The organism is Brevundimonas sp. UBA5713 (assembly GCF_002419815.1).
In the GTDB taxonomy this organism is placed as follows: domain Bacteria; phylum Pseudomonadota; class Alphaproteobacteria; order Caulobacterales; family Caulobacteraceae; genus Brevundimonas.
In genome coordinates this window covers 14,211-33,516 of the sequence record NZ_DIGV01000021.1, presented here as the reverse complement: position 1 = coordinate 33,516, position 19,306 = coordinate 14,211, and the positions used below count along the sequence as shown (strand labels likewise).

Annotated in this window: 23 protein-coding genes, 1 tRNA gene and 1 pseudogene; 17 read left to right on the top strand and 8 right to left on the bottom strand. The window is 61.4% G+C overall.

The window, feature by feature from the left end; genetic code table 11:
• A partial coding sequence (locus B3B04_RS05675; RefSeq protein WP_292040847.1) for a hypothetical protein occupies positions 1-262 on the bottom strand: 262 nt, incomplete at its 3' end.
• 231 nt (positions 263-493) lie between these two features.
• Here B3B04_RS05675 and B3B04_RS05670 point away from each other — a divergent pair.
• The 4 genes from B3B04_RS05670 to B3B04_RS05655 all read left to right on the top strand — a co-directional run bounded on the left by B3B04_RS05670 (position 494) and on the right by B3B04_RS05655 (position 4,195).
• Positions 494-2,065 (top strand): cytochrome ubiquinol oxidase subunit I, encoded by a 1,572-nt coding sequence (locus B3B04_RS05670; protein WP_292040849.1) that lies wholly within the window; start codon positions 494-496, stop codon positions 2,063-2,065.
• A gap of 6 nt (positions 2,066-2,071) precedes the next feature.
• On the top strand, positions 2,072-3,220 hold the full coding sequence (gene cydB, locus B3B04_RS05665) for a cytochrome d ubiquinol oxidase subunit II (protein WP_292040844.1): 1,149 nt from the start codon (positions 2,072-2,074) through the stop codon (positions 3,218-3,220).
• A 23-nt stretch (positions 3,221-3,243) separates the two neighbouring features.
• The gene (gene cydX / locus B3B04_RS05660) at positions 3,244-3,363 is read left to right on the top strand and encodes a cytochrome bd-I oxidase subunit CydX (RefSeq protein ID WP_292040842.1); all 120 of its coding nucleotides are present in this window, start codon (positions 3,244-3,246) and stop codon (positions 3,361-3,363) included.
• A gap of 178 nt (positions 3,364-3,541) precedes the next feature.
• Positions 3,542-4,195 (top strand): OmpW/AlkL family protein, encoded by a 654-nt coding sequence (locus tag B3B04_RS05655; RefSeq protein WP_292040840.1) that lies wholly within the window; start codon positions 3,542-3,544, stop codon positions 4,193-4,195.
• Between the two features lie 57 nt (positions 4,196-4,252).
• Here the strand turns inward: B3B04_RS05655 and B3B04_RS05650 are convergent, their stop codons facing one another.
• Both B3B04_RS05650 and B3B04_RS05645 read right to left on the bottom strand, forming a co-directional pair.
• Positions 4,253-4,993 (bottom strand): helix-turn-helix domain-containing protein, encoded by a 741-nt coding sequence (locus B3B04_RS05650; RefSeq protein WP_292040838.1) that lies wholly within the window; start codon positions 4,991-4,993, stop codon positions 4,253-4,255.
• 108 nt (positions 4,994-5,101) lie between these two features.
• Positions 5,102-5,488, bottom strand: a complete 387-nt coding sequence (locus tag B3B04_RS05645; protein WP_292040836.1) for a hypothetical protein — start codon at positions 5,486-5,488, stop codon at positions 5,102-5,104.
• A 122-nt stretch (positions 5,489-5,610) separates the two neighbouring features.
• Between B3B04_RS05645 and B3B04_RS05640 the strand changes: the two genes are divergently transcribed.
• The 6 genes from B3B04_RS05640 (at position 5,611) to rplA (ending at position 8,673) form a co-directional block, all read left to right on the top strand.
• Positions 5,611-6,141 carry a pyridoxamine 5'-phosphate oxidase family protein gene (locus B3B04_RS05640; protein WP_292040834.1) on the top strand — a complete coding sequence of 177 codons (531 nt, stop codon included), beginning with the start codon at positions 5,611-5,613 and terminating at the stop codon, positions 6,139-6,141.
• A gap of 138 nt (positions 6,142-6,279) precedes the next feature.
• Positions 6,280-6,355 (top strand) — tRNA-Trp (locus B3B04_RS05635).
• A 70-nt stretch (positions 6,356-6,425) separates the two neighbouring features.
• Positions 6,426-6,722 carry a preprotein translocase subunit SecE gene (gene secE, locus B3B04_RS05630; protein WP_292040832.1) on the top strand — a complete coding sequence of 99 codons (297 nt, stop codon included), beginning with the start codon at positions 6,426-6,428 and terminating at the stop codon, positions 6,720-6,722.
• A 14-nt stretch (positions 6,723-6,736) separates the two neighbouring features.
• The gene (gene nusG / locus B3B04_RS05625; protein ID WP_292040830.1) at positions 6,737-7,309 is read left to right on the top strand and encodes a transcription termination/antitermination protein NusG; all 573 of its coding nucleotides are present in this window, start codon (positions 6,737-6,739) and stop codon (positions 7,307-7,309) included.
• 238 nt (positions 7,310-7,547) lie between these two features.
• Entirely contained in the window at positions 7,548-7,979 is a 432-nt protein-coding gene (gene rplK / locus B3B04_RS05620; protein ID WP_292040828.1) for a 50S ribosomal protein L11, read from the top strand.
• 4 nt (positions 7,980-7,983) lie between these two features.
• Entirely contained in the window at positions 7,984-8,673 is a 690-nt protein-coding gene (rplA, locus tag B3B04_RS05615) for a 50S ribosomal protein L1 (protein ID WP_292040826.1), read from the top strand.
• Positions 8,674-8,757: 84 nt separating this feature from the next.
• On the opposite strand, the gene B3B04_RS05610 is transcribed toward rplA, so the two are convergent.
• Positions 8,758-9,276: a nuclear transport factor 2 family protein gene (locus B3B04_RS05610; RefSeq protein WP_292040824.1), complete on the bottom strand. Its 519-nt coding sequence runs from the start codon at positions 9,274-9,276 to the stop codon at positions 8,758-8,760.
• Positions 9,277-9,289: 13 nt separating this feature from the next.
• Positions 9,290-9,900: pseudogene (locus B3B04_RS05605) on the bottom strand (NAD(P)-dependent oxidoreductase).
• A gap of 56 nt (positions 9,901-9,956) precedes the next feature.
• Here B3B04_RS05605 and B3B04_RS05600 point away from each other — a divergent pair.
• The 7 genes from B3B04_RS05600 (at position 9,957) to B3B04_RS05570 (ending at position 14,209) form a co-directional block, all read left to right on the top strand.
• On the top strand, positions 9,957-10,373 hold the full coding sequence (locus B3B04_RS05600) for a winged helix-turn-helix transcriptional regulator (RefSeq protein ID WP_292040822.1): 417 nt from the start codon (positions 9,957-9,959) through the stop codon (positions 10,371-10,373).
• Between the two features lie 60 nt (positions 10,374-10,433).
• Positions 10,434-10,985, top strand: coding sequence for an NADPH-dependent FMN reductase (locus B3B04_RS05595; RefSeq protein WP_292040820.1), 552 nt, complete (start codon positions 10,434-10,436; stop codon positions 10,983-10,985).
• Positions 10,986-11,119: 134 nt separating this feature from the next.
• Complete coding sequence (locus B3B04_RS05590; protein WP_292040802.1) at positions 11,120-11,545, top strand: NUDIX hydrolase; 426 nt, start codon at positions 11,120-11,122, stop codon at positions 11,543-11,545.
• Positions 11,546-11,591: 46 nt separating this feature from the next.
• Complete coding sequence (locus B3B04_RS05585; RefSeq protein ID WP_292040801.1) at positions 11,592-12,110, top strand: DUF2059 domain-containing protein; 519 nt, start codon at positions 11,592-11,594, stop codon at positions 12,108-12,110.
• Positions 12,111-12,405: 295 nt separating this feature from the next.
• On the top strand, positions 12,406-12,921 hold the full coding sequence (gene rplJ / locus B3B04_RS05580) for a 50S ribosomal protein L10 (RefSeq protein WP_292040799.1): 516 nt from the start codon (positions 12,406-12,408) through the stop codon (positions 12,919-12,921).
• 58 nt (positions 12,922-12,979) lie between these two features.
• Positions 12,980-13,363, top strand: coding sequence for a 50S ribosomal protein L7/L12 (gene rplL, locus B3B04_RS05575; protein ID WP_292040795.1), 384 nt, complete (start codon positions 12,980-12,982; stop codon positions 13,361-13,363).
• A gap of 165 nt (positions 13,364-13,528) precedes the next feature.
• A complete protein-coding gene (locus B3B04_RS05570; protein WP_292040791.1) occupies positions 13,529-14,209 on the top strand; it encodes a type 1 glutamine amidotransferase domain-containing protein in 681 nt (226 codons plus the stop codon).
• Positions 14,210-14,281: 72 nt separating this feature from the next.
• Here B3B04_RS05570 and B3B04_RS05565 read toward each other — a convergent pair whose 3' ends face one another.
• The 3 genes from B3B04_RS05565 to B3B04_RS05555 all read right to left on the bottom strand — a co-directional run bounded on the left by B3B04_RS05565 (position 14,282) and on the right by B3B04_RS05555 (position 18,908).
• Entirely contained in the window at positions 14,282-16,273 is a 1,992-nt protein-coding gene (locus B3B04_RS05565; RefSeq protein ID WP_292040788.1) for a M61 family metallopeptidase, read from the bottom strand.
• Positions 16,274-16,296: 23 nt separating this feature from the next.
• The gene (locus B3B04_RS05560; RefSeq protein WP_292040785.1) at positions 16,297-18,261 is read right to left on the bottom strand and encodes a M61 family metallopeptidase; all 1,965 of its coding nucleotides are present in this window, start codon (positions 18,259-18,261) and stop codon (positions 16,297-16,299) included.
• Positions 18,262-18,389: 128 nt separating this feature from the next.
• Positions 18,390-18,908 (bottom strand): FKBP-type peptidyl-prolyl cis-trans isomerase, encoded by a 519-nt coding sequence (locus tag B3B04_RS05555; RefSeq protein WP_292040780.1) that lies wholly within the window; start codon positions 18,906-18,908, stop codon positions 18,390-18,392.
• Positions 18,909-19,306: the final 398 nt, after the last annotated feature.

The window sequence follows — 19,306 nt, the reverse complement described above, 5'->3', positions numbered from 1 at the left end:
GGCCTGCCATCGACAGGGCCGGACCAAGGCCGATGGTGTGCAGCTGATCCAGAGGCGCGGCCTTGGCCAACGCTCCCATGGCGATGCCCAGACCGGCGGCAAAGCCGATCGCGGGCACCACATCGGCGATCACCAGTGCGGCGGACCGTTGCGCCGATCGTTTCCACGGTGCCGTCGCGGCAGCGAGCCAGCGCGCTGCCGGAGAGACTGTCCGCGAGGCGGGCTTTCGACCGCGCGGGGTGGCTGATTCAATCGCCGTCATAACGTCACATCCTTAGCGCGCGACCGAACCTTGCCATAGGCCTTAAGCAGCTACACGGCAGGGCGAAATGTCCAAGGACGAAAGGTCCGATGGTCCGGCAACGCCACAAGTCTCTTTAAACGACGCACGCAGGGACGGCTTTGATCAGGATCAAGGCCAACTGTGAGTTGTGAGGCTAGTCAGCGTTCAATGCCGACAGTTTCACGTCGGCGGTCAGGAGCCTTTGTCATGATCGACCTAGCGGTCGTGGACCTATCGCGCCTTCAGTTCGCACTGACGGCGCTTTACCATTTTCTTTTCGTACCCCTCACACTGGGGCTCTCCTTCATGCTGGTCATCATGGAGAGCATCTATGTGATGACCCGCCGCCCCATCTGGCGGACGATCACCCGCTTCTGGGGGGCACTGTTCGGTATCAACTTCGTGCTGGGCGTCGCCACGGGTATCACCATGGAGTTCCAGTTCGGCATGAACTGGTCCTACTACTCCCACTATGTGGGCGACATTTTCGGGGCCCCGCTGGCGATTGAGGGCCTGATGGCCTTCTTCCTTGAGGCCACCTTTGTGGGCCTGATGTTCTTTGGCTGGGACAAGCTGAAGCCGCACGCCCACCTGTTCGTCACCTTCATGGTGGCGCTGGGTACGAACCTGTCGGCTCTGTGGATCCTGATCGCCAACGGCTGGATGCAAAATCCGGTCGGTTCGGCCTTCAACCCCGACACCATGCGTATGGAAGTCGTGGACTTCATGGCCGTGCTGTTCAATCCGGTGGCACAGGCGAAGTTCGTGCACACGGTTTCGGCGGGCTATGTGATCGCCTCGGTCTTCGTGCTGGGCGTTTCGGCCATCTATCTGCTCAAGGGCAAGCACAAGGGGTTTGCCAAGCGTTCGATGACGGTAGCGGCAGCCTTCGGTCTGGCCTCGTCGCTGTCGGTCGTCGTGCTGGGCGATGAGTCGGGCTATGCCCTGACCGATAACCAGAAGATGAAGCTCGCGGCCCTGGAGGCCATGTGGCACACCGAAGAGGCTCCTGCCGGACTGACGGCCATTGGCTTCCCCAGCCTCGAGGATCGCGCGACCCACTATGAGGTCAAGGTTCCCTATGTTCTGGGCCTGATTGCCACCCGCAGCGTCGACAAGCCTGTCGCCGGCATCCTCGAACTGGTCGCTATCTCCGAAGATCGCATCGAGCGCGGCGTGATCGCCTATGACCAGTTGGAAAAGATCAAGGCTGATCCGACCGACATGGTTGCGCGCGGCGAGTTCGAAAAGGTTCGCAACGATCTGGGCTATGGCCTGCTGCTGAAGCGCTATGTCGAAGATCCGCGCATGGCGACGCCGGAGCAGATCAAGGAGGCCGCCTGGTTCACCGTGCCGAACGTGCCGGTCATGTTCTGGTCGTTCCGCATCATGGCGGGCATCGGCTTCCTGATGATCGGTCTGTTTGCCACCGCCTTTGTGCTGTGCACCCTGCGCAAGCATGAGACCCAATGGTTCCTGCGTCTGGCCGTTCTGGCCATGCCGCTGCCGTGGATCGCGGCGGAGTTCGGCTGGGTATTGGCCGAAGTGGGCCGACAGCCATGGGCTGTCGAGGGCGTTCTGCCGACCTTCCTCGGCGCATCCAGCCTGACGGTGCCGCAACTGTGGGCCACCATTATCGGCTTCACCGTCCTGTATGGCGCGCTGGCTGTGGTCGAGGTCGGCCTGATCGTTCGCACCATCAAGAAGGGCCCGTTCCACGAGCAGGAACAGCAAGCACTGCTGGCGGGCGAAGACGCCCCGATGGTTGCTCAAGAAGGATAAGCGAAGATGGAACTGCTTTTGGATTTTGCCACGCTTCGCGTGATCTGGTGGGCGCTGGTCGGCATTCTGCTGATCGCCTTTGCCCTGACAGACGGGTTTGACCTCGGTGTCGGAGCCCTGCTGCCGTTCGTCGCCAAAACGGATGAAGAGCGCCGCATGGTGATCAACACCGTGGGCGCGACGTGGGAGGGGAACCAGGTGTGGTTCATCCTCGGCGGCGGCGCGATCTTTGCTGCGTGGCCGTTTGTCTATGCCGTCAGCTTCTCGGGCTTCTATCTGGCCATGTTCCTTGTGCTGTCGGCGCTGATCCTGCGTCCTGTCAGCTTCAAATACCGCTCCAAGCGTCCGGAAGCCAAATGGCGTTCGTTCTGGGACTGGTGCCTGTTCATCGGCGGCTTTGTGCCCGCGCTGGTGTTCGGTGTGGCCATGGGCAATGTGCTCGCTGGCGCACCCTTCCGCCTCGATGACACGATGCGTGCCTTCTATGACGGCAGCCTGCTGGGCCTGTTCACGCCGTTCACTCTCGTCTGTGGCCTGCTGTCGGTGACCATGCTGGTCCTGCACGGTGCGGCTTGGCTGGGGCTGAAGGCCGAGCGTGGTCCGGTGCAGGAACGCGCCCGCAAGATCGCCTTGGTGTCGGGCCTGCTGGGAATCGTCCTGTTCGCGGTCGGTGGTCTGTTCATCGCCTATGGCGACATGGGCTTCCGTTATGCCGGCGCGGTGGACATCAATGGCGCGTCCAATCCGCTGCGCACGGCCATGGTCGCGGCACCGGGGGCTTGGATGGACAACTATGCCAAATATCCTTGGATGATGATCGCTCCAGCTCTGGGCTTCCTCGGCATCGTCATGGCCTTGATCGGTCTGAAGGCCCGCAAGGAAGTTCTGGCCTTTGGCGGTTCGTCGGCTTCGGCGGCGGGTATTATCGCGACTGTGGGCGCATCGATGTTCCCGTTCATCCTGCCGTCCACGGCCGATGCGAACTCCAGCCTGACAGTGTGGAACGCGTCGTCCAGCCATCTGACCCTGTTCATCATGCTGGGCTGCACGATCGTCTTCCTGCCGCTGATCCTGATCTACACGGCGTGGGTCTATAAGGTGCTGTTCGGTCGCTCCACGAGCTCGGCCCTGAAGACCAACCCCGACCTGTATTAACGCCCGAAAGAGGAGAGACTCTGATGTGGTATTTCGCCTGGATTTTGGGCCTTGGACTGGCGGTGGCCTTCGGCGTGCTGAACGGTCTGTGGCACGAGTTCCGCCTGTTTGACGAGGGGGATGAGGGTCGTTCCGAATCCTGACCTCGGAACACCTTTAGGGAAGGGCCCGTCCTGCATTTGCAGGGCGGGCCTTTCTTAATTTAAGCATTATTTTCAAACTGTTGAGGCAGATCAAAGCGCTCGATGGCGGCCTTTGGCACAGTCATTCCAACATCGAATTCCACCCCCTTTGGGCGGGCGATGTTTCGAGGATGAAGTGATGAAAACCTCTGCTGCTTTGCTGGCCGCCGCCTCGGTTCTGGCTTTGGCGGGCACCGCTTCGGCACAGGCACAGCCGTCGGATCCGGTCGGCAAAGGCACCTTGATTGTAACGGCGCGCATGACCGGCGTGCTGCCTCAGGCCGACGACGCCATTGTCGATGCAGCGGGCGCGGCATCGGGCCTGAATGTCGATGTATCGGACGACTGGATGCCGACGCTGGGCTTTACCTATTTCGTATCCGACCACTGGGCGGTTGAAGCCATTCTGGGCGCGACCCAGCACGAGGTGAAGGCCAAGGGCGCAGGCACGGACGTGGCCGTGCACGAGACGTGGGTGCTGCCGCCGATCGTGACGGCGCAATATCGCCCGACGCCGAACAACCGCGTCAGCCCCTATGTCGGCGCGGGCGTCAGCTACATGGCCTTCTTTGACGGCAAGGACAAAAACGGCTTCACCGTCGATATCGACGACGGCTTTGGCGTGGCGCTACAAGCGGGTGCCGACATCAATCTGTCCGGCCCGTGGGCGCTGAATGTGGATGCCAAGAAGGTGTGGTTCGACACCGATGCCAGCATCAATGGTGGTGCGCTGAAGTCCAGCGTCAGCCTTGATCCTTGGGTCGTGTCGGTGGGCGTCGGTCGCAAGTTCTAAAGGCCGATGCGGGGGAAGGGGACGTGAACAGCGGGTTTGCGTCCCCTTTAGCCGTGATCAGCTTTCGCCGTCTGCCAAGGCCCGCAGCGCTGCCGCATCCGACAGGGCGACATCATTGCCCGGCAGCAGACGGATCAGGCCGGAGGTCTTCAGCTGGGTCATGACACGGCTGACGGTCTCGATGGTCAGACCCAGATAGTCGGCAATATCGAGGCGCGTCATCGGCAGATGCACGTGATCTGGCGCGCCGCCCAGCTGTTGCTGACGCTCGGCCAGACGCAGCAGGAAGCTGGCCAGACGTTCTTTTGCGGTCTTGCGACCCAGCAGCACGATCTGTTCCTGCGCGGCCATCAACTCATCGCCAGCCAGCGCGACGAGACGGTGCTCCAACGCGGGCATGGCGTTCAGCAGTTGGTCGAAGTCGCCGCGACGGAAGCGGCACGCTTGAAGCGGGGTCAGGGCCTCGGCGGTAAAGCTGGCTGTGGCGCGACCGCCCAGTCCCAGAAAATCGCCCTGAAACAGGAAGCCGGTGATCTGGCGACGGCCATCGGGCAGCAGGCGGTACAGTTTCACCGCGCCTTCGACGACATTGAACACGAAGGGATTGGCATCGCCTTCGTGGAACAGGGCCTGACCGGCTTCAGCGTGTATGTTTTCGCTGTTGCAGGCCATGCTTTGCAGTTCGTGGCCCTTGAGATCGGCGCACACGCCCAGCGGGCGCGCGCCACAGGTGGCGCACGGGTGCACATCCTCTAAAGCGATGTCGCTAGGGTTGGCACAGGCCGGTGCGGTTTTCACTGTCAGACACTCCAGAACGCGCCGCTATCTTATGGCACCGCTCGCGCCGTGGCGAGGTTAAAGCTGAATGGCGGCTATTTGTACGACCTTGGTCGCAGGGCGCTAAGGTCAGGTGGTGGCGTCGCGCAGGACCAGATTGGCACCGCTTTCACGGGCCAGTTCCGCGACCGCATCCTGTAAGCTTTGACGCACCAGCGGGCGCACGCCCATTTCGTGCACCACGAACGGGCCCGCCCACAGGGTCTCGCCGTGCTCCAGATCGGGCTGTCGCCACCAGCAGACAAAACCCAGCAGGCCGCCGCGCTGATTGTGCGCTGCCAATATCCCGCGACCGTCCGGGTCAGATTTCCAGTCGCATAGGAAATTGTCCCAGCGGTCAGCACCCAGATGCGGACGCCATTGCTGAGCTAAAGCGAAAGCTGCCGGAGCGTCGGCTTCGCTCAGCGGCGCAATGTTCAAAGAGGGCGATGAGGTGAGGGGACACAGCTGGCTCATGCCGCCACTTGGGGCCGAAGGTGTCCATATCGCGTTGATCTGTATCAAGTCTGACCTCGCAGCGCCGCTTTTTGCCGCGCGCCTCGGCGAACCGTGGCATGGTGGAGACAGGAGACATGACCATGCCACCCAAACCAAAGTCCGAACCTATTCACGGCGGCGCTGTCGCCGCCATCCTGAAGCTGATCAGCTCGAAACACCTGATGACGCTGGCGGTGAACCGGCCCGACGGGAGACCGCATGCGGCGACACTGGGGTATGTGAATGACGGGCTGAACCTGTATTTCATTACCTCGAAGGACAGCGAGAAGCTGGCCAATCTGACGGCGGACCCGCGCGTAGGCGTCGCTATTCGCGGTCGTGCCGAAGAAGGCGAGGCGGTCGGGGTGGCGATTGATGGCCGCGCCCAGATCGTCAGCGACCAGAGCGAAATCGACCGACTGTTCAAGACCATCCTCGAAAAGGCCCCCGAGATTCGCCCCTGGGCTCCCGGCCCCGGTCAGTCGGTGGTGGTGAAGGTGATTCCCGAATCCATCGAGGCCGTGGCCGTGATCGAGGGTCAAAGCCGTGCCCAGACCTATGCGATCGGCGATGCAGACGCCGCTGTTCAGGGTATTCCCTATGACCCGAGCGCTGTCGCCAAGCTGTTCTGAATAAAAAATGGGGGTTTATAGCGACTTGTGCCGCTAGCCCCCTTGAAATGCCCGTTGGGGTCGGGCATACGCCCCCCTCTGGCGAGGGTCGCGCTGCCGGATCACTTCCACAGCGCGAACATCTTTGTCCGGGACACTAGGAGTTTAGCTCAGCTGGTAGAGCATCGGTCTCCAAAACCGAGGGTCGTGGGTTCGAGTCCCTCAACTCCTGCCATTCCCCCTGTTGCATTCGCTCGGGACTTCCCATGTGATGCAGCAGGAACCAGAGATTGAAGAGACGTCACATGGCCAAGGCGAAGACCCCGCGCGGTCGTCGGAACCCGGCGAACCAGACTGCAGCAGCACAAGGTGCCGCTACGGTCACCGTCGACGCCCCGTCGCCCAAGAAGAAAACCTCCATTCCGCAGTTCTTCAGCGAAGTCCGTGCCGAAGCCCGCAAGATCGTGTGGCCCACGCGCAAGGAAACCTGGATCACTTCGGTTATGGTTTTCATCATGGTGGCCATTGCTGCCGCCTTTTTCTGGATTGTTGACGCCGGCCTGTCGCTTGGCTCGCAGTTCATTCTCGGTATCGGCCGATAACAGGAGACGCGCAGATGACGGATGCAGCGCCCGCGGCGGCCAATCCCCGCCACAAATGGTATATCGTTCACGCCTACTCGAACTTCGAAAAGAAGGTCGCCGAGTACCTGCGTGACCAAGCGAAACAACAAGGCCTCGAAGACAATTTCTCCGAAATCCTGGTTCCGACCGAGGATGTGGTGGAAATCCGTCGTGGTCGTAAGGTCAATTCCGAACGTAAATTCTTCCCGGGCTATGTGCTGGTGAAGATGGAAATGACCGACCAAGCCTATCACCTGGTCAAGAACACCCCGAAGGTCACCGGCTTCCTCGGTGCTGCTGGTGGCACCAAGCCGCTGCCGGTTTCGGAACGTGAAGTCCAGAACATCATCGGTGCAGTGGAAGAGGGCGTCGAGCGTCCGAAGCCCACCATCCACTTCGACATCGGCGAAAAGATCAAGGTCACCGACGGTCCGTTCGCCAGCTTCGACGGTACGGTCGAAAGCGTCGACGAGGAGAACACCCGTCTGCGTGTTACCGTTTCGATCTTCGGTCGCGCGACCCCGGTCGATCTGGAATACAACCAAGTTGAGAAGGTCGGCGAATAAGCCGATCGGACAGGTTCAAGATTTGCAAAGCCCGCATCACCCGATGCGGGCTTTGTTTTTATATCGGTAGCGTATCGGGCTTTGGTCGATTTGCGTTTGTGGAGGGGGGCTGTTATAGGCGCGCCTTCGCTTCGCGGTCGTCTGACTCGCGATGCGTCAAATCCGTGGGAGGCAGCCATGCCAGACCACGGCTCACCGATCCGGCTTTTCCTGCCGGGTTTTTTGTTAGGAGAGACAAATGGCCAAGAAGATTCTCGGCTACATCAAGCTGCAAGTGCCGGCTCAATCGGCCACGCCGTCGCCGCCGATCGGCCCGGCTCTGGGTCAGCGCGGTGTGAACATCATGGGCTTCTGTAAGGAGTTCAACGCTCGCACCGAGAAGGTTGCCAAGGGCACCCCGCTGCCGACCATCATCACCGTCTACCAAGACAAGTCGTTCACCTTCGTCACCAAGACGCCGCCGGCGACCTGGTACCTGAAGGAAGCTGCCAAGATTAAGTCGGGCGCTGCCAAGACCGGCCGCGAAACCGCTGGCAAGATCACGACGGCTCAACTGCGCGAAATCGCAGAAGCCAAGATGAAAGACCTGAACGCTAACGATATCGACGCTGCAGCGAAGATCATCGAAGGCTCGGCCCGCGCAATGGGCCTCCAAGTGGTGGAGGGCTAATTAGATGGCCAAGCAAACCAAGGCTCAAAAGGCTCGCGTGGGTGTTTCGGAAGAGCTGATCGCTTACACCGACGCTATCAAGCTGGTTAAGGACAACGCCAAGGCGAAGTTCGACGAAACCATCGAAATCGCTGTGAACCTGGGCGTTGACCCGCGTCACGCTGACCAACAGGTCCGCGGCGTGGTGAACCTGCCGTCGGGTACCGGCCGTGACGTCCGCGTCGCCGTGTTCGCCAAGGACGCCAAGGCTGATGAAGCCAAGGCAGCTGGTGCAGAGCACGTGGGTGCCGAAGACCTGTACGAAAAGATCGCTGGCGGCTTCATGGAGTTCGACCGCGTGATCGCTTCGCCGGACATGATGGCCCTGGTCGGCCGTCTGGGTAAGGTGCTGGGCCCGCGCGGCCTGATGCCGAACCCGAAGGTCGGCACCGTGACCCCGAACGTCGCCCAAGCCGTCAAGGACGCCAAGGGCGGTGCTGTCGAGTTCCGCGTCGAAAAGAACGGTATCGTTCACGCCGGTATCGGCAAGGCTTCGTTCACGCAGGACGCTCTGGAAGTCAACGTCAAGGCTTTCGTGGACGCCCTGAACAAGGCCAAGCCGTCGGGCGCCAAAGGCACCTACGTCAAGCGTATCGCCCTGTCGTCGACGATGGGCCCGGGCATCAAGGTCGATCCGGCTTCGGTCGGCGCCTAATCGCCCAAGCCTTCAAGGCATAAGGAAGCGGCCCCGCAGATCACTCTGCGGGGCCGTTTTCTGTTTGGCGTCCTGAGCGCCGGATCAGTCGGCCTTGGCACCGCTGAACATAGTGTTGCCGTTGGCGGTCTCGGCCGGCACGTCCTGAATGACGTCCCAGTGCTCGACGATCTTGCCGTTTTCGACGCGGAAGATGTCGATGATGGCCTGACCGCGATCCTCGGGCGACTTCTGCATGTGGACATGCAACACCACCAGATCGCCTTGGGCGATCACGCGGTGGATGGTCGAGCGCGATTGCGGGTTTTCCTTGAAGTATTGCTCGAAATAGGTGGTGAACGGTTCGGCACCGTTCGGCACGAACGGATTGTGCTGGATGTAGACATCGCCGATGTAACGCTGGGCCGCTTCGGTCGGCTTATGCTGGTTGAAGGCGATGTTGTAGAAGTCGGTCACGATACCGGCGTTGACGCTTTCTATCGAAGCGGCAGATGGAGCAGGGCGTGCGGTTGAGGCTGTCTGGGCCGCCACCGGAACCGACAGGGCGATCGTGGCGATCAGAGCCAAAGCCGAAAGGGCGGCGCGGGGGGAAGCTGCCATCATGGGTATCCTTTGATCAGTAGCCGACGGTGAAGCGGCGGCGCGAGTGGGCGGGGTTTTCGATTTCATCGACCATGGCGATGGCGTAGTCGGCAAACGAGATGGAGCTCTTGCCGTCAGCGTCGAAGATCGGGCTGTCGGTGCCGAGGCGGAAATTCTCGGTGCGCGGGCCATCTTCGAAAAAGATCGACGGCGACAGGAAGGTCCAGTCCAGTTCAGTTTCCTGTTTTAGACGTTCGAGGAATTTCACGCCGACGCTGGCCTCGGGTTTGTACTCGTCAGGGAATTCCGGCGTATCGACCAAACGCACCGACGGCGCGACCTCAAGGCTGCCTGCACCGCCGACGACCAGATAGCGCTTCACACCCGCCGTTTTCACCAGATCCAGCATCAGGTCAGGGCCGGCATCGGAGAACATCAAAGCGCTGACCACGGCGTCGGCACCTTTCAGGTGCGGCAGCAGGTCCTCCTTGTGGTTACATCGCCTGCGATGGCTTGGATGTTGTCGCCTTGCGGTATGCGGGACGGGGTGCGGGCGATGCCGGTAACATGGTGGCCGCGACGGGCCAGCTCTTTGGTGATTTCAGAACCAGCATGACCGCTGGCGCCCAGCACGGTGACTTTCATCGACTTCACTCCTAGTAGGTTTCCGTTGGTAACTAGGTGTGCTATGGAAAGTTCCTATGCAAGAAGGCACTTTTCTCTCACCTGGTCACTCGCCGGTAACCGCCCGCACAGGTGAGCGCGGCAATGTCTATGCGGCACAGTGCCCGACGCGGCTCTTGCTGGACCGGATTGCCGATAAATGGACGTTCCTACTGCTGGGCACGCTGGCGGGCGGACCGATGCGGTTCAACGCCCTGAAACGCCACGTCGAGGGCGTATCGCAAAAGATGCTAAGCCAGACCCTAAGGCAGATGGAACGCGATGGTCTGGTCTTACGCACCGTCGAAGCGACGGTACCGGTGACCGTTATCTACGAGATCACCCCGTTGGGCGCGACGCTGGTCGAGGCCATGCAGCCGGTCATCAACTGGGCCGAAACCCATATGGCGCAGGTGGCCGAGGCGCAAATGGCCTACGACAGGCGCAACCGCTAGGCGGATTGCAGGTTATTCAATGCGGGCGACAAGGCCTGCACACTTTTTCGGGGAACACATATGGGTCAGCTACTGAAGATCGCTGTGGCGGTGGGCAGCGCCCGCAAAGGCTCGCTCAACCGCGCCTATGCCGGAGCGCTTGAGGCCCTGGCCGGCGATCTGATGACCTTCGACTATCTGCCGGTGGGCGAACTGCCGCTCTACAATGGCGATCTGGAGGCGGACCTTCCCCCTTTGCTGCTGGATATCAAGGCGCGCATCAAGGCGGCTGACGCGGTGCTGTTTGTGTCGCCCGAGCACAACCGCTCGGTGACAGCCCTTATGAAGAATACGTTGGACTGGGGCTCGCGCCCCAATGGCGACAACAGTTGGTCGGGCAAGCGCGCTGCCATCTGTGGCACCTCGCCTGGCGCACGCGGCGCGGACCTGTCGCAAATGCACCTGCGCCAGATCGCGGTGTGTCTGGGTCTGGAGGTTTTGCCCCAGCCGGAAGTCTATGTGCAGTTCAAGCCGGACATTTTCGATGAAGATGGCCTGTTCGCGTCGGAACGCGACCGGAATTTCCAGCGTCGTTTTATCGAGCGATTTGCGGCTTGGGTGCGCCAAGCTTAACCCAATTTGATCCGTTCACAGCGGATTGATACCCTTGATCCGCTATTGACCCGGACGCCGAGAAGCGGGATAGGCGCCGCCCTCACTATTTCCCTTGGATGGAGCCGAGCGGCCCTGTGCGCCGCTATGACCCTATGAGTAAACGTCGCGATACCCCCATGCGCCAGATTGCAGCCCTGCCGTGGCGTCGGCGCGGGGATGCGGTGGAAATCTTGCTGATCACCTCGCGCGAGACCAAGCGCTGGGTGATTGCCAAGGGCAATTTGATGGTCGATCTGGAAGACCCGCTGGCGGCCGCTCAGGAAGCCTATGAGGAAGCGGGCGTTCAGGGCGATATCGCGCGCGAGCCGATTGGTTGCTTCCACTATGACAAGCGACTGAAGGACGGGCGCATGGAGCCGTGCGTCGTGGACGTTTATCCGCTGGAAGTGCTGATCCAGCTGGGCAGCTGGCCGGAGGCGACCCAGCGCAGTCGTCAATGGATGTCTCGTGCCGAAGCTTCGGTCTCCGTGCATGAGCCGGAATTGGCGCGGCTGATCGCAGGTTTCGAGCCGCGCTGACCCAAGATTTGTGGTAGATCAGCCTCGTCACATCAAGAGAGCCTCCATGTTCAAGACGATCGCTATGTTGGCCGTGTCGGCCACGGTTGTGTGCGCCGCGCCGGCCATGGCGCAGAATGGCGCGGAAGGTTCTATCGAGCGAGGGCTTGCCGCTCGCGTTGTGGCGCTGACCACGCCCGACATCGAAAAGCAGTTGCTGGACCACGTGGGGCAGATCGCGACGCAGCTGGGGTTGGCGGATGTGGATGCCGACGCTGCCCGCTGGTTTAACAAGAATGCGGGTCCTCTGATGATGCCGCACATGCGCACGCTGATGGCCGATATCGAGCGGCTCTATGCCGAAGCCCTGACGCGCGAGGAGCTTCAGGCCATGGTGGATTTCTACCAGACCCCGATGGGGCGCAGCATCGCGCGCAAGCAGGTGGATCTGGGGCTGCAAATGGGAGAGCCGATTTCCCGTATGCAGAGCGCCTATATCACCGACCTGCTCGACAGCTATTGCCGCGATAACGATTGCGGCGACGCTGTACCGGCGGGCACGGCGAATAAATCCACCAGCCGTTGATTTTCTCGCAAAGCGGTGTATAGAAGCCGCCTTCCTGATGAGTCCTCGGACTGATCAGGTCCTGTCCGAGAACTTCGGGGCATGGGGGTCACCCAAGCCGTAACTGCCGGAATAGCCTTTCCGGTGCCGTGGGGAGATGGGGATGCAAAGACCTCGATCCAGCCCTTGTGGCGGGATGAGGCGCGCTTCCTTCGGACAATCTACCGGCTTGTGTTCCGTGCGGCGACGTACGGGCATGAACCAAATCCGTCGTCGGGAATAAGCTCGGCGACGAATGCCTAATCTGGAGACCGCAATGGACCGCGCACAAAAAGCCGAGTCGATCGAATCGCTGAAGAGCGTGTTCGCCGACGCGGGCGCCGTGGTCGTGACCCACAACCTGGGTCTGACCGTTGCGGAGATGGAAGACCTGCGTGGTCGCCTTCGTAAAGAAGGCGGCGCGTTCAAGGTGGTGAAAAACCGTCTGGCGCTGAAGGCGCTGGGCGTCGAAGCCGGCAGCGAATACCACGACCTGTTCAAGGGTCCGGTTGGTATTGCCTACGCTGCTGACCCGGTCACCGCTGCCAAGGTCTCGGCCGAATTCGCCAAGGGTAACGATCGTTTCGCTATCGTTGGTGGCTTCATGGGCGACAAGGTTCTGGACGCCAAGGGCATCGACGCCCTGTCCAAGCTGCCGTCGCTGGACCAACTGCGCGGCAAGCTCATCGGCCTGCTGCAAGCTCCGGCAACCAAGGTTGCTGGCGTCCTGCAAGCCCCGGCTGGCCAGTTGGCTCGCGTCTTCAACGCTTACGCTACCAAAGACGCCGCCTAAGACCCTCCTGCATCTCTGCATATCTCTCTAATACCAATCCTACCGAAGGAAGATCAAAATGGCTGACCTCGCCAAGATCGTTGAAGAACTGTCGGCTCTGACCGTACTGGAAGCCGCTGAACTGTCGAAGCTGCTGGAAGAAAAGTGGGGCGTTTCGGCCGCTGCTCCGGTTGCTGTTGCTGCCGTTGCTGGCGGTGCTGCTGAAGCCGCTCCGGCTGGCGAAGAGCAAACCGAGTTCACCGTTGTCCTGGTTGACGGCGGCGACAAGAAGATCAACGTCATCAAGGAAGTCCGTGGCGTCCGTACCGACCTGGGTCTGAAGGAAGCTAAGGAACTGGTCGAAGGCGCACCGCAACCGGTCGTCGAGAACGTTTCGAAGCAAGCCGCTGAAGAGCTGAAGAAGAAGCTCGAAGAAGCCGGCGCCAAGGTCGAAATCAAGTAAGATTTCTGATCTGGCCTGCGACCTCGTCGCAGACAGCTTTAAGGATTGGGCCAGAGGGAAACCTCTGGCCCTTTTCTTTTGCGCTCACGGAATGTTCAGTCCGCCGAGGTGGCACGCGGGCGGGGCAGGGACCATGTGAAGGGCGAACCGAAAGGAGACCCCCACATGAAGATTTTGATGGTCCTGACCTCGCACGACAAACTGGGCGACACGGGTGAAAAAACCGGTTTCTGGCTGGAGGAGTTCGCTGCGCCCTATTATGCGCTGAAGGATGCGGGGGCCGAGATTACGCTGGCCTCGCCCAAGGGCGGCCAGCCGCCGCTGGATCCCAAGAGCGATGCCGAGGACGCCCAGACGGACGACACCCGTCGTTTTAAAGATGATGAGGCCGCAAAGGCCGAACTGGCCAATACGCACAAACTCTCTGACGTGAAAGCCGAGGATTTTGACGCGGTCTTCTATCCGGGCGGCCACGGTCCGCTGTGGGATCTGGCCAATGACAGCCACTCCATCGGCCTGATCGAGGCCTTCGCCAAGGCAGGCAAGCCGACCGGCTTTGTGTGTCATGCGCCCGGTGTCCTTAAGGACGTCAAGGGTGCCGACGGCGAACCGCTGGTCAAGGGCAAGTCGGTGACGGGCTTTACCAACAGTGAGGAAGAGGGCGTCGGCTTGGTCGATGTGGTGCCCTTCCTTGTCGAGAACATGCTGACCGAAAAGGGCGGCCGTTACAGCAAGGGTGACGACTGGGCGTCCTATGTGCTGACCGACGGCACGCTGGTGACGGGGCAAAATCCGGCCTCGTCGCGTGAGGCCGCCGAGGCTCTGCTGAAGTTGCTGAAGGCCTAAGGCTTTCTCGGAAGCCCAAACGATAAGGCCCGCGAGTTGATCTCGCGGGCCTTGTCTCGTTTGGTACCGGTGTTAGCGACGACGGGGGCTGAGGATTTCTGTCAGCCGGTCGCGGGTGCCGTCGATGCGTTCGAGGCGGGGATGGCGAAGTCCGCCAGTGTAGTCGAACTGGACCGTGCGATACTGCTCGCCACGCTTCATCAACAGCTTGATCGGAGCCGAGCCGTCCTTATTGGCGGTGACAGCCTCGCGCAGTTTGTCGGCACTGGCGGCGGTGTCGTTGATGGCCACCAGTTCCCAACCCGGACCGATGTCGGCCTCGAACGCCAGACCACCCCAGCGGATACTGCTGATGCGGTTGTTGCCCGACAGGGTGAAGCCCAGCGAATATTGGAAGTCGTTCTTCCAGCCGATCTGGATCTTCTTTTCGGCGTCGCTCAGAGCATCCGTATAGGTCAGACGCCAGCCCGCGCGGGCCAGACCATCCAGCGGGGCCTTGGCATCGGGGCCAGCCGCGTCCAGACGCTCGCGTAGGAAGCTCGCCCAGTCGTGCGGGTGCACGGCATTCAGGTTTGCCACCACATCGTCGAACGTATAGCCGCGCGGTGCGTATGAGCCTTCATCGCCGCCGAAGAAGCCCTTGGCGAAGTCGTCTAGTGACTTGCGGTCATTAGTGGCTTCGCGGATCAGGGTGTCGGCATCCAGCCAGATCAGCAGGGCCTCGCGGTAATAGTCACCCGTGCCGCGCATCCATGAAGAATAGGGGTTGGAGGTGCGGTAGCCGAGCAGGTTGTGGTTGTTCACATCCTGAAGCGGACGCCAGCCACGGCCCGGCTGATTGTCATAGAAGGCTGCGATCTCGGCAAAGGAGGTCACAATGTCCTGCACTGGAGCCAGACCCGAACGGGCCGTCAGCACATCGCCCCAATATTCCGTCTGGCCTTCATAGACCCATAGCAGGGTGTTCTGGGTCGGGATGTTGTGGTTGGCCGTCAGTTCATCGGCGGGGCGGTTGCGCTTGCCGTTCCACGTATGGACGTATTCGTGCGGCAGCAGGCCGACCGAGCCGAGGCTCTTGCCCCAGTTGGTGAAGAAGTCGGTCGGGACCGAGTTTTCCGAGGAGCGGTGATGCTCGAGGCCGATGCCGCCCAACTGGCTGGTGGCGGCCACCAGGAACTCATAGCGGTCATAGGGGCGGGCACCGAACAGGCGGTCGGCTTGTGTGATCAGGTTCTCGAACCAGCCGATCTGTTCGGCGGTCGGGGTGATCTGGCTGGCCTTGTCGCCGACGATGTTCAGGTGGACGTTGGTGCCCTTGGGATCGATGTCCACGCGGTTGAAATGGGCACCGCCGAACAGGGGGCTGTCGATCAGATTGTACAGGTCTACCGGCTTGAAGGTGGCGACGCCGTTTTCAAAGGTCTCGGTGTCCAGAGAAACGCCGTAGTTCCAGCCCTGCGGCAGCTTGATCGACGGGGCGAAGGTGATGCCGGTGGAATGATAGCCTGCCGGATACAGCAGGGCCTTTTCCCATTGCAGGTTCAGCATGTCGGGCGTCATGACCACGCGCCACTGGCTGTTGTCCGGCTGGGTCAGCCACTGGAACTCGACCACGATTTCCGACACGCCCTGCGGCACGTCGATGTGGAAGGCGTAGGGGTCGATCGTGTCACGCAGCCATTCGATACGCTGTCCCGCGCCCGAGACCGTGACGCCCGAGATCAGCTGGATCGGGCCGGTGTCGGCGTGGTTGCCCGGTAGGAACTTCGGGTACAGCAGCACCAGCGGGCCGGACTTGACCGGAATGGTCTGGCGCACGCTAACGATCTTGCGCTCGACGTCGGTGGCATCGACCTCATAGCGGATAATACCCGGATAGGTGGCCTCGGTCGGGGCCGGAATGGGCGGCAGGGCGCGCGGCAGGGCCAGCGGCGTGTTTTGCGGCGTCGGCGTGACGGGAGCAATGGTGCCTTGCCACGGCTGATGCTGGGCATGGGCTATGGCCGCAGGCGCGACGCTGGACAGCAGAAGGGCGATGGCTGGAGCCGTCAGGCGGAAGGTCATAGTCAAAACTCTCTACGAAAGGCTCAGCGACGCGCGCGGGCGCGGGTGTCGCGGCGGGCGCTCAGGATATCGCCCAGACGGTCGGGCGTGCCCTCGATCCGTTCCAGATGCGGGTAGCGCAGGCCGTCGCGGTAATCGAAGGTCACGGTACGGAAACGGTCGTCGCGCTTGACGATCAGGGTGATGGCGGGGCCGCCATCCTTTGCGGCGGTGATGGCCTCCTTGATCGCCTCTTCGGAGGCGGCGCGGTCGTTGACGGCTACCACTTCCCAACCGGCGGTCAGGCCCTGCTGGAAGGCCAGACTGTTCCAGCCCACCGAAGTGATGCGGTTGGACTTGTTCATCTGGATGCCCAGCGAATATACGAAGTCCACGCGGCCCAGTTCCTTGTTCAACTGGGACATATAGGCGTTGGGCGTATCCTTCCACACGAGGCGATAGCCACCTTGCGCGACGCCATTGATCGGGGCGGGGGCATCGGGGCCGACGGCATCCACGCGGTCACGCAGGAATCCGGCCCAGTCGTGGACGACCACGCTGTTCAGGGCCGCGACCACATCGTCGAACGTATAGGGTTTGGCTTCCCAGTTACCGTCCTCGATGCCGAAGAAGACCTTGGCGAAATCGTCGAGCGATTTACGGCCATTGGTTTTCTCGCGGATCAGGGTGTCGGCATCCAGCCACACCATCGAGCCTTCGCGGTAATAATCTTCAGAGCGCTGGACGCTGGGCCACGGCTGCGGGCGGCGCTGCTGGATGATCGGATCGTTGGTGGTGTCCTGCATCGCGCGCCACTGACGCGAGGGCGTGGTGGAGTACTGGGCCGCATTATTGGCGATCACACCCAGCGCCTCTTCCTTGGTCATCAGACCGGCGCGGGCCGTCAGGATCAGCCCCCAGTACTGCGTCTGGCCCTCATAGACCCAGAGCAGGGAGTTCTGCAGCGGCTCGTTGAAGTTGGCGACCATTTGGTCGGCGGGGCGGCGCCATTTGCCGTTCCAGCTGTGGACGTACTCGTGACCGAGCAGGTCGCGGTCCACGATGGTGGCGGTGGGGTCTGTGAAATATTTGGTGTCGACGCTGTTTTCGCTGGAGCGCGTGTGTTCCAGCCCAATGCCGCCCAGCTTGTCACTGACAGCGACAAGGAAGTCGTAGCGGTCGAAGTGACGCGCGCCGAACAGTAGATCGGCCTCGGTCACCAGATTGCGATGTTGCGCCAGATGCTCGTCCTTGACCTGCACCACATCGGCGGTATCGCCGACAATGTTCAGGCGTACCGACGACGGGCCAATAGGCGACAGTTCGTGCTGGGCGAAGTGCTGACCGGCAAAGACGGGGCTGTCTTGCAGGTGCTCAAGGTTGATCGGCTCCAGTTCCAGATAACCGTCAATCGTGCCCTCGGTCTTAAGCGCGCCTGCATATTGCCAGCCCTGCGGCAGCTTCAGGCGCGGCAGGAAGCCTATGTGGCTGCTGGCATAGCCTGCGGGATAGAGGACGGCCTTTTCCCACTGATGGTTCAGCATTTCGGGGGTGATGACCACGCGGCCTTGGGCACCATCGATCGGGGTCAGCCACTGGAAGCTGACGTCCACGGTCTGCACGCCCTGCGGCACGTCGATCTGATAGGCCCACGGGTGCAGGGTATTGCGCACCCATTCAATCCGCTGGCCATTAGCCGAGAACTGTAGATTGGCGATCTGGGAAATCGGGCCGACGGGGCCATGGTTGCCGGGGATCCATTGCGGATAGAACAGCACCATAGGACCCGCTTGCGTCACCGGAATGCGCTGGCGCACCTTCATGATGCGGCGGTCGATGTCGGTGGCGTCCACCCACAGCTCGATCGGCTGGGGGTATAGCTCTTTCTTGGCTTCCGGGATCGGGGCCAGCGTGACGGGCAGGGCCGGTGCGCCGCTCTGGGCGAGGGCAGGGGTGCTGACCAGCAGGGCCAGAGCCGAGGCGGCAAGCGCGAGGGTGTGACGGGACATACGGACGTTCCCCAAAATGAGGCCGCAGGACGGCGGCATAGTGTCCCCGGAAGGCAAGACGCTGCCGAACTGTCCCGTCAAGGATGAAATGTTACGTTGTACGGTTCATCCACCGATTAGCGTCACGACTATGGATTGACCTTTAGCAGTTCGACTGTGAACAGCAGGGTCGAGTTGGCCGGTATGTCGTTACCCATGCGGCGTGCGCCATAGGCCAGCTCGGCAGGGATGACGAACTCGAACGTCTCGCCTTCACGCATCAGGGCCACGCCTTCGGTCCACCCCTTGATGACGCGGTTCAACGGGAACCTGGTCGGCTCATTGCGTTTGTAGGAACTGTCGAACTCGGTGCCGTTGATCAGCGTGCCGGCATAATGGACCATAACCGTATCGGTCTCGGCAGGCTGGGGCGCGTTCTTGTGGGCCCTGCCGACGCGACGATATTGAAGTCCGCTCTCGGTGGTGGTCCAACCGCGACGCTGGGCGTTCCAGTGTTCATAGATTTTCTGTCCGCCGTCCCACGCACTCTGGGCGGCCTGATAGGCGGCCAGCGCCTCTTGATAGGCGGTATCGGATTGGGCCGTGGCCGTGGCGGGCAGGGCGACAAGGGTCAGGGCCGAGGCGGCCGCGCAAATCATGAGCTTCATAAAGCGACGCTATCATAGCCCGCGGTGTTTCAGGTAGGGGCTAACGCACGGCGCGCGCTCTGTCCTGTTCGCGCTGCGCGAGCGCAGTTTACGGACATCTGTAGCAGGCTGAAAATAGACGCCTGATCTGTGGTGAGAGGTCTTTATTTTGCCGTGTCAATCGTTATATATGGCCACTTCGCAGATTCCCTGAATCCGCGCGACGAGCGCCGAGGCCCGGTTTGAAGCCCTCCAAACCGGTGCGAAGGCGTCGCTCCTTCCCAAGGGAGCGTGACATTTCAGGCGTCCTGATCTGCCCGGCAGATCGAGGGTGGATGCCGAAAGACGTTTAACGGTCACGGACCGCCAAAAGGCGTGCCGTGGCTGCTGCATTGAGAGCTGAGCCTTCCCCGAGGCTC

Coding starts and splice junctions, on each gene's coding strand:
- cydB (WP_292040844.1), top strand. CDS start 2,072: ATGGAACTGCTTTTGGATTTTGCCACGCTTCGCGTGATCTGGTGGGCG.
- cydX (WP_292040842.1), top strand. CDS start 3,244: ATGTGGTATTTCGCCTGGATTTTGGGCCTTGGACTGGCGGTGGCCTTC.
- B3B04_RS05655 (WP_292040840.1), top strand. CDS start 3,542: ATGAAAACCTCTGCTGCTTTGCTGGCCGCCGCCTCGGTTCTGGCTTTG.
- B3B04_RS05645 (WP_292040836.1), bottom strand. CDS start 5,488: ATGAGCCAGCTGTGTCCCCTCACCTCATCGCCCTCTTTGAACATTGCG.
- B3B04_RS05640 (WP_292040834.1), top strand. CDS start 5,611: ATGCCACCCAAACCAAAGTCCGAACCTATTCACGGCGGCGCTGTCGCC.
- secE (WP_292040832.1), top strand. CDS start 6,426: ATGGCCAAGGCGAAGACCCCGCGCGGTCGTCGGAACCCGGCGAACCAG.
- nusG (WP_292040830.1), top strand. CDS start 6,737: ATGACGGATGCAGCGCCCGCGGCGGCCAATCCCCGCCACAAATGGTAT.
- rplK (WP_292040828.1), top strand. CDS start 7,548: ATGGCCAAGAAGATTCTCGGCTACATCAAGCTGCAAGTGCCGGCTCAA.
- rplA (WP_292040826.1), top strand. CDS start 7,984: ATGGCCAAGCAAACCAAGGCTCAAAAGGCTCGCGTGGGTGTTTCGGAA.
- B3B04_RS05610 (WP_292040824.1), bottom strand. CDS start 9,276: ATGATGGCAGCTTCCCCCCGCGCCGCCCTTTCGGCTTTGGCTCTGATC.
- B3B04_RS05600 (WP_292040822.1), top strand. CDS start 9,957: ATGCAAGAAGGCACTTTTCTCTCACCTGGTCACTCGCCGGTAACCGCC.
- B3B04_RS05595 (WP_292040820.1), top strand. CDS start 10,434: ATGGGTCAGCTACTGAAGATCGCTGTGGCGGTGGGCAGCGCCCGCAAA.
- B3B04_RS05590 (WP_292040802.1), top strand. CDS start 11,120: ATGAGTAAACGTCGCGATACCCCCATGCGCCAGATTGCAGCCCTGCCG.
- B3B04_RS05585 (WP_292040801.1), top strand. CDS start 11,592: ATGTTCAAGACGATCGCTATGTTGGCCGTGTCGGCCACGGTTGTGTGC.
- rplJ (WP_292040799.1), top strand. CDS start 12,406: ATGGACCGCGCACAAAAAGCCGAGTCGATCGAATCGCTGAAGAGCGTG.
- rplL (WP_292040795.1), top strand. CDS start 12,980: ATGGCTGACCTCGCCAAGATCGTTGAAGAACTGTCGGCTCTGACCGTA.
- B3B04_RS05570 (WP_292040791.1), top strand. CDS start 13,529: ATGAAGATTTTGATGGTCCTGACCTCGCACGACAAACTGGGCGACACG.
- B3B04_RS05565 (WP_292040788.1), bottom strand. CDS start 16,273: ATGACCTTCCGCCTGACGGCTCCAGCCATCGCCCTTCTGCTGTCCAGC.
- B3B04_RS05560 (WP_292040785.1), bottom strand. CDS start 18,261: ATGTCCCGTCACACCCTCGCGCTTGCCGCCTCGGCTCTGGCCCTGCTG.
- B3B04_RS05555 (WP_292040780.1), bottom strand. CDS start 18,908: ATGAAGCTCATGATTTGCGCGGCCGCCTCGGCCCTGACCCTTGTCGCC.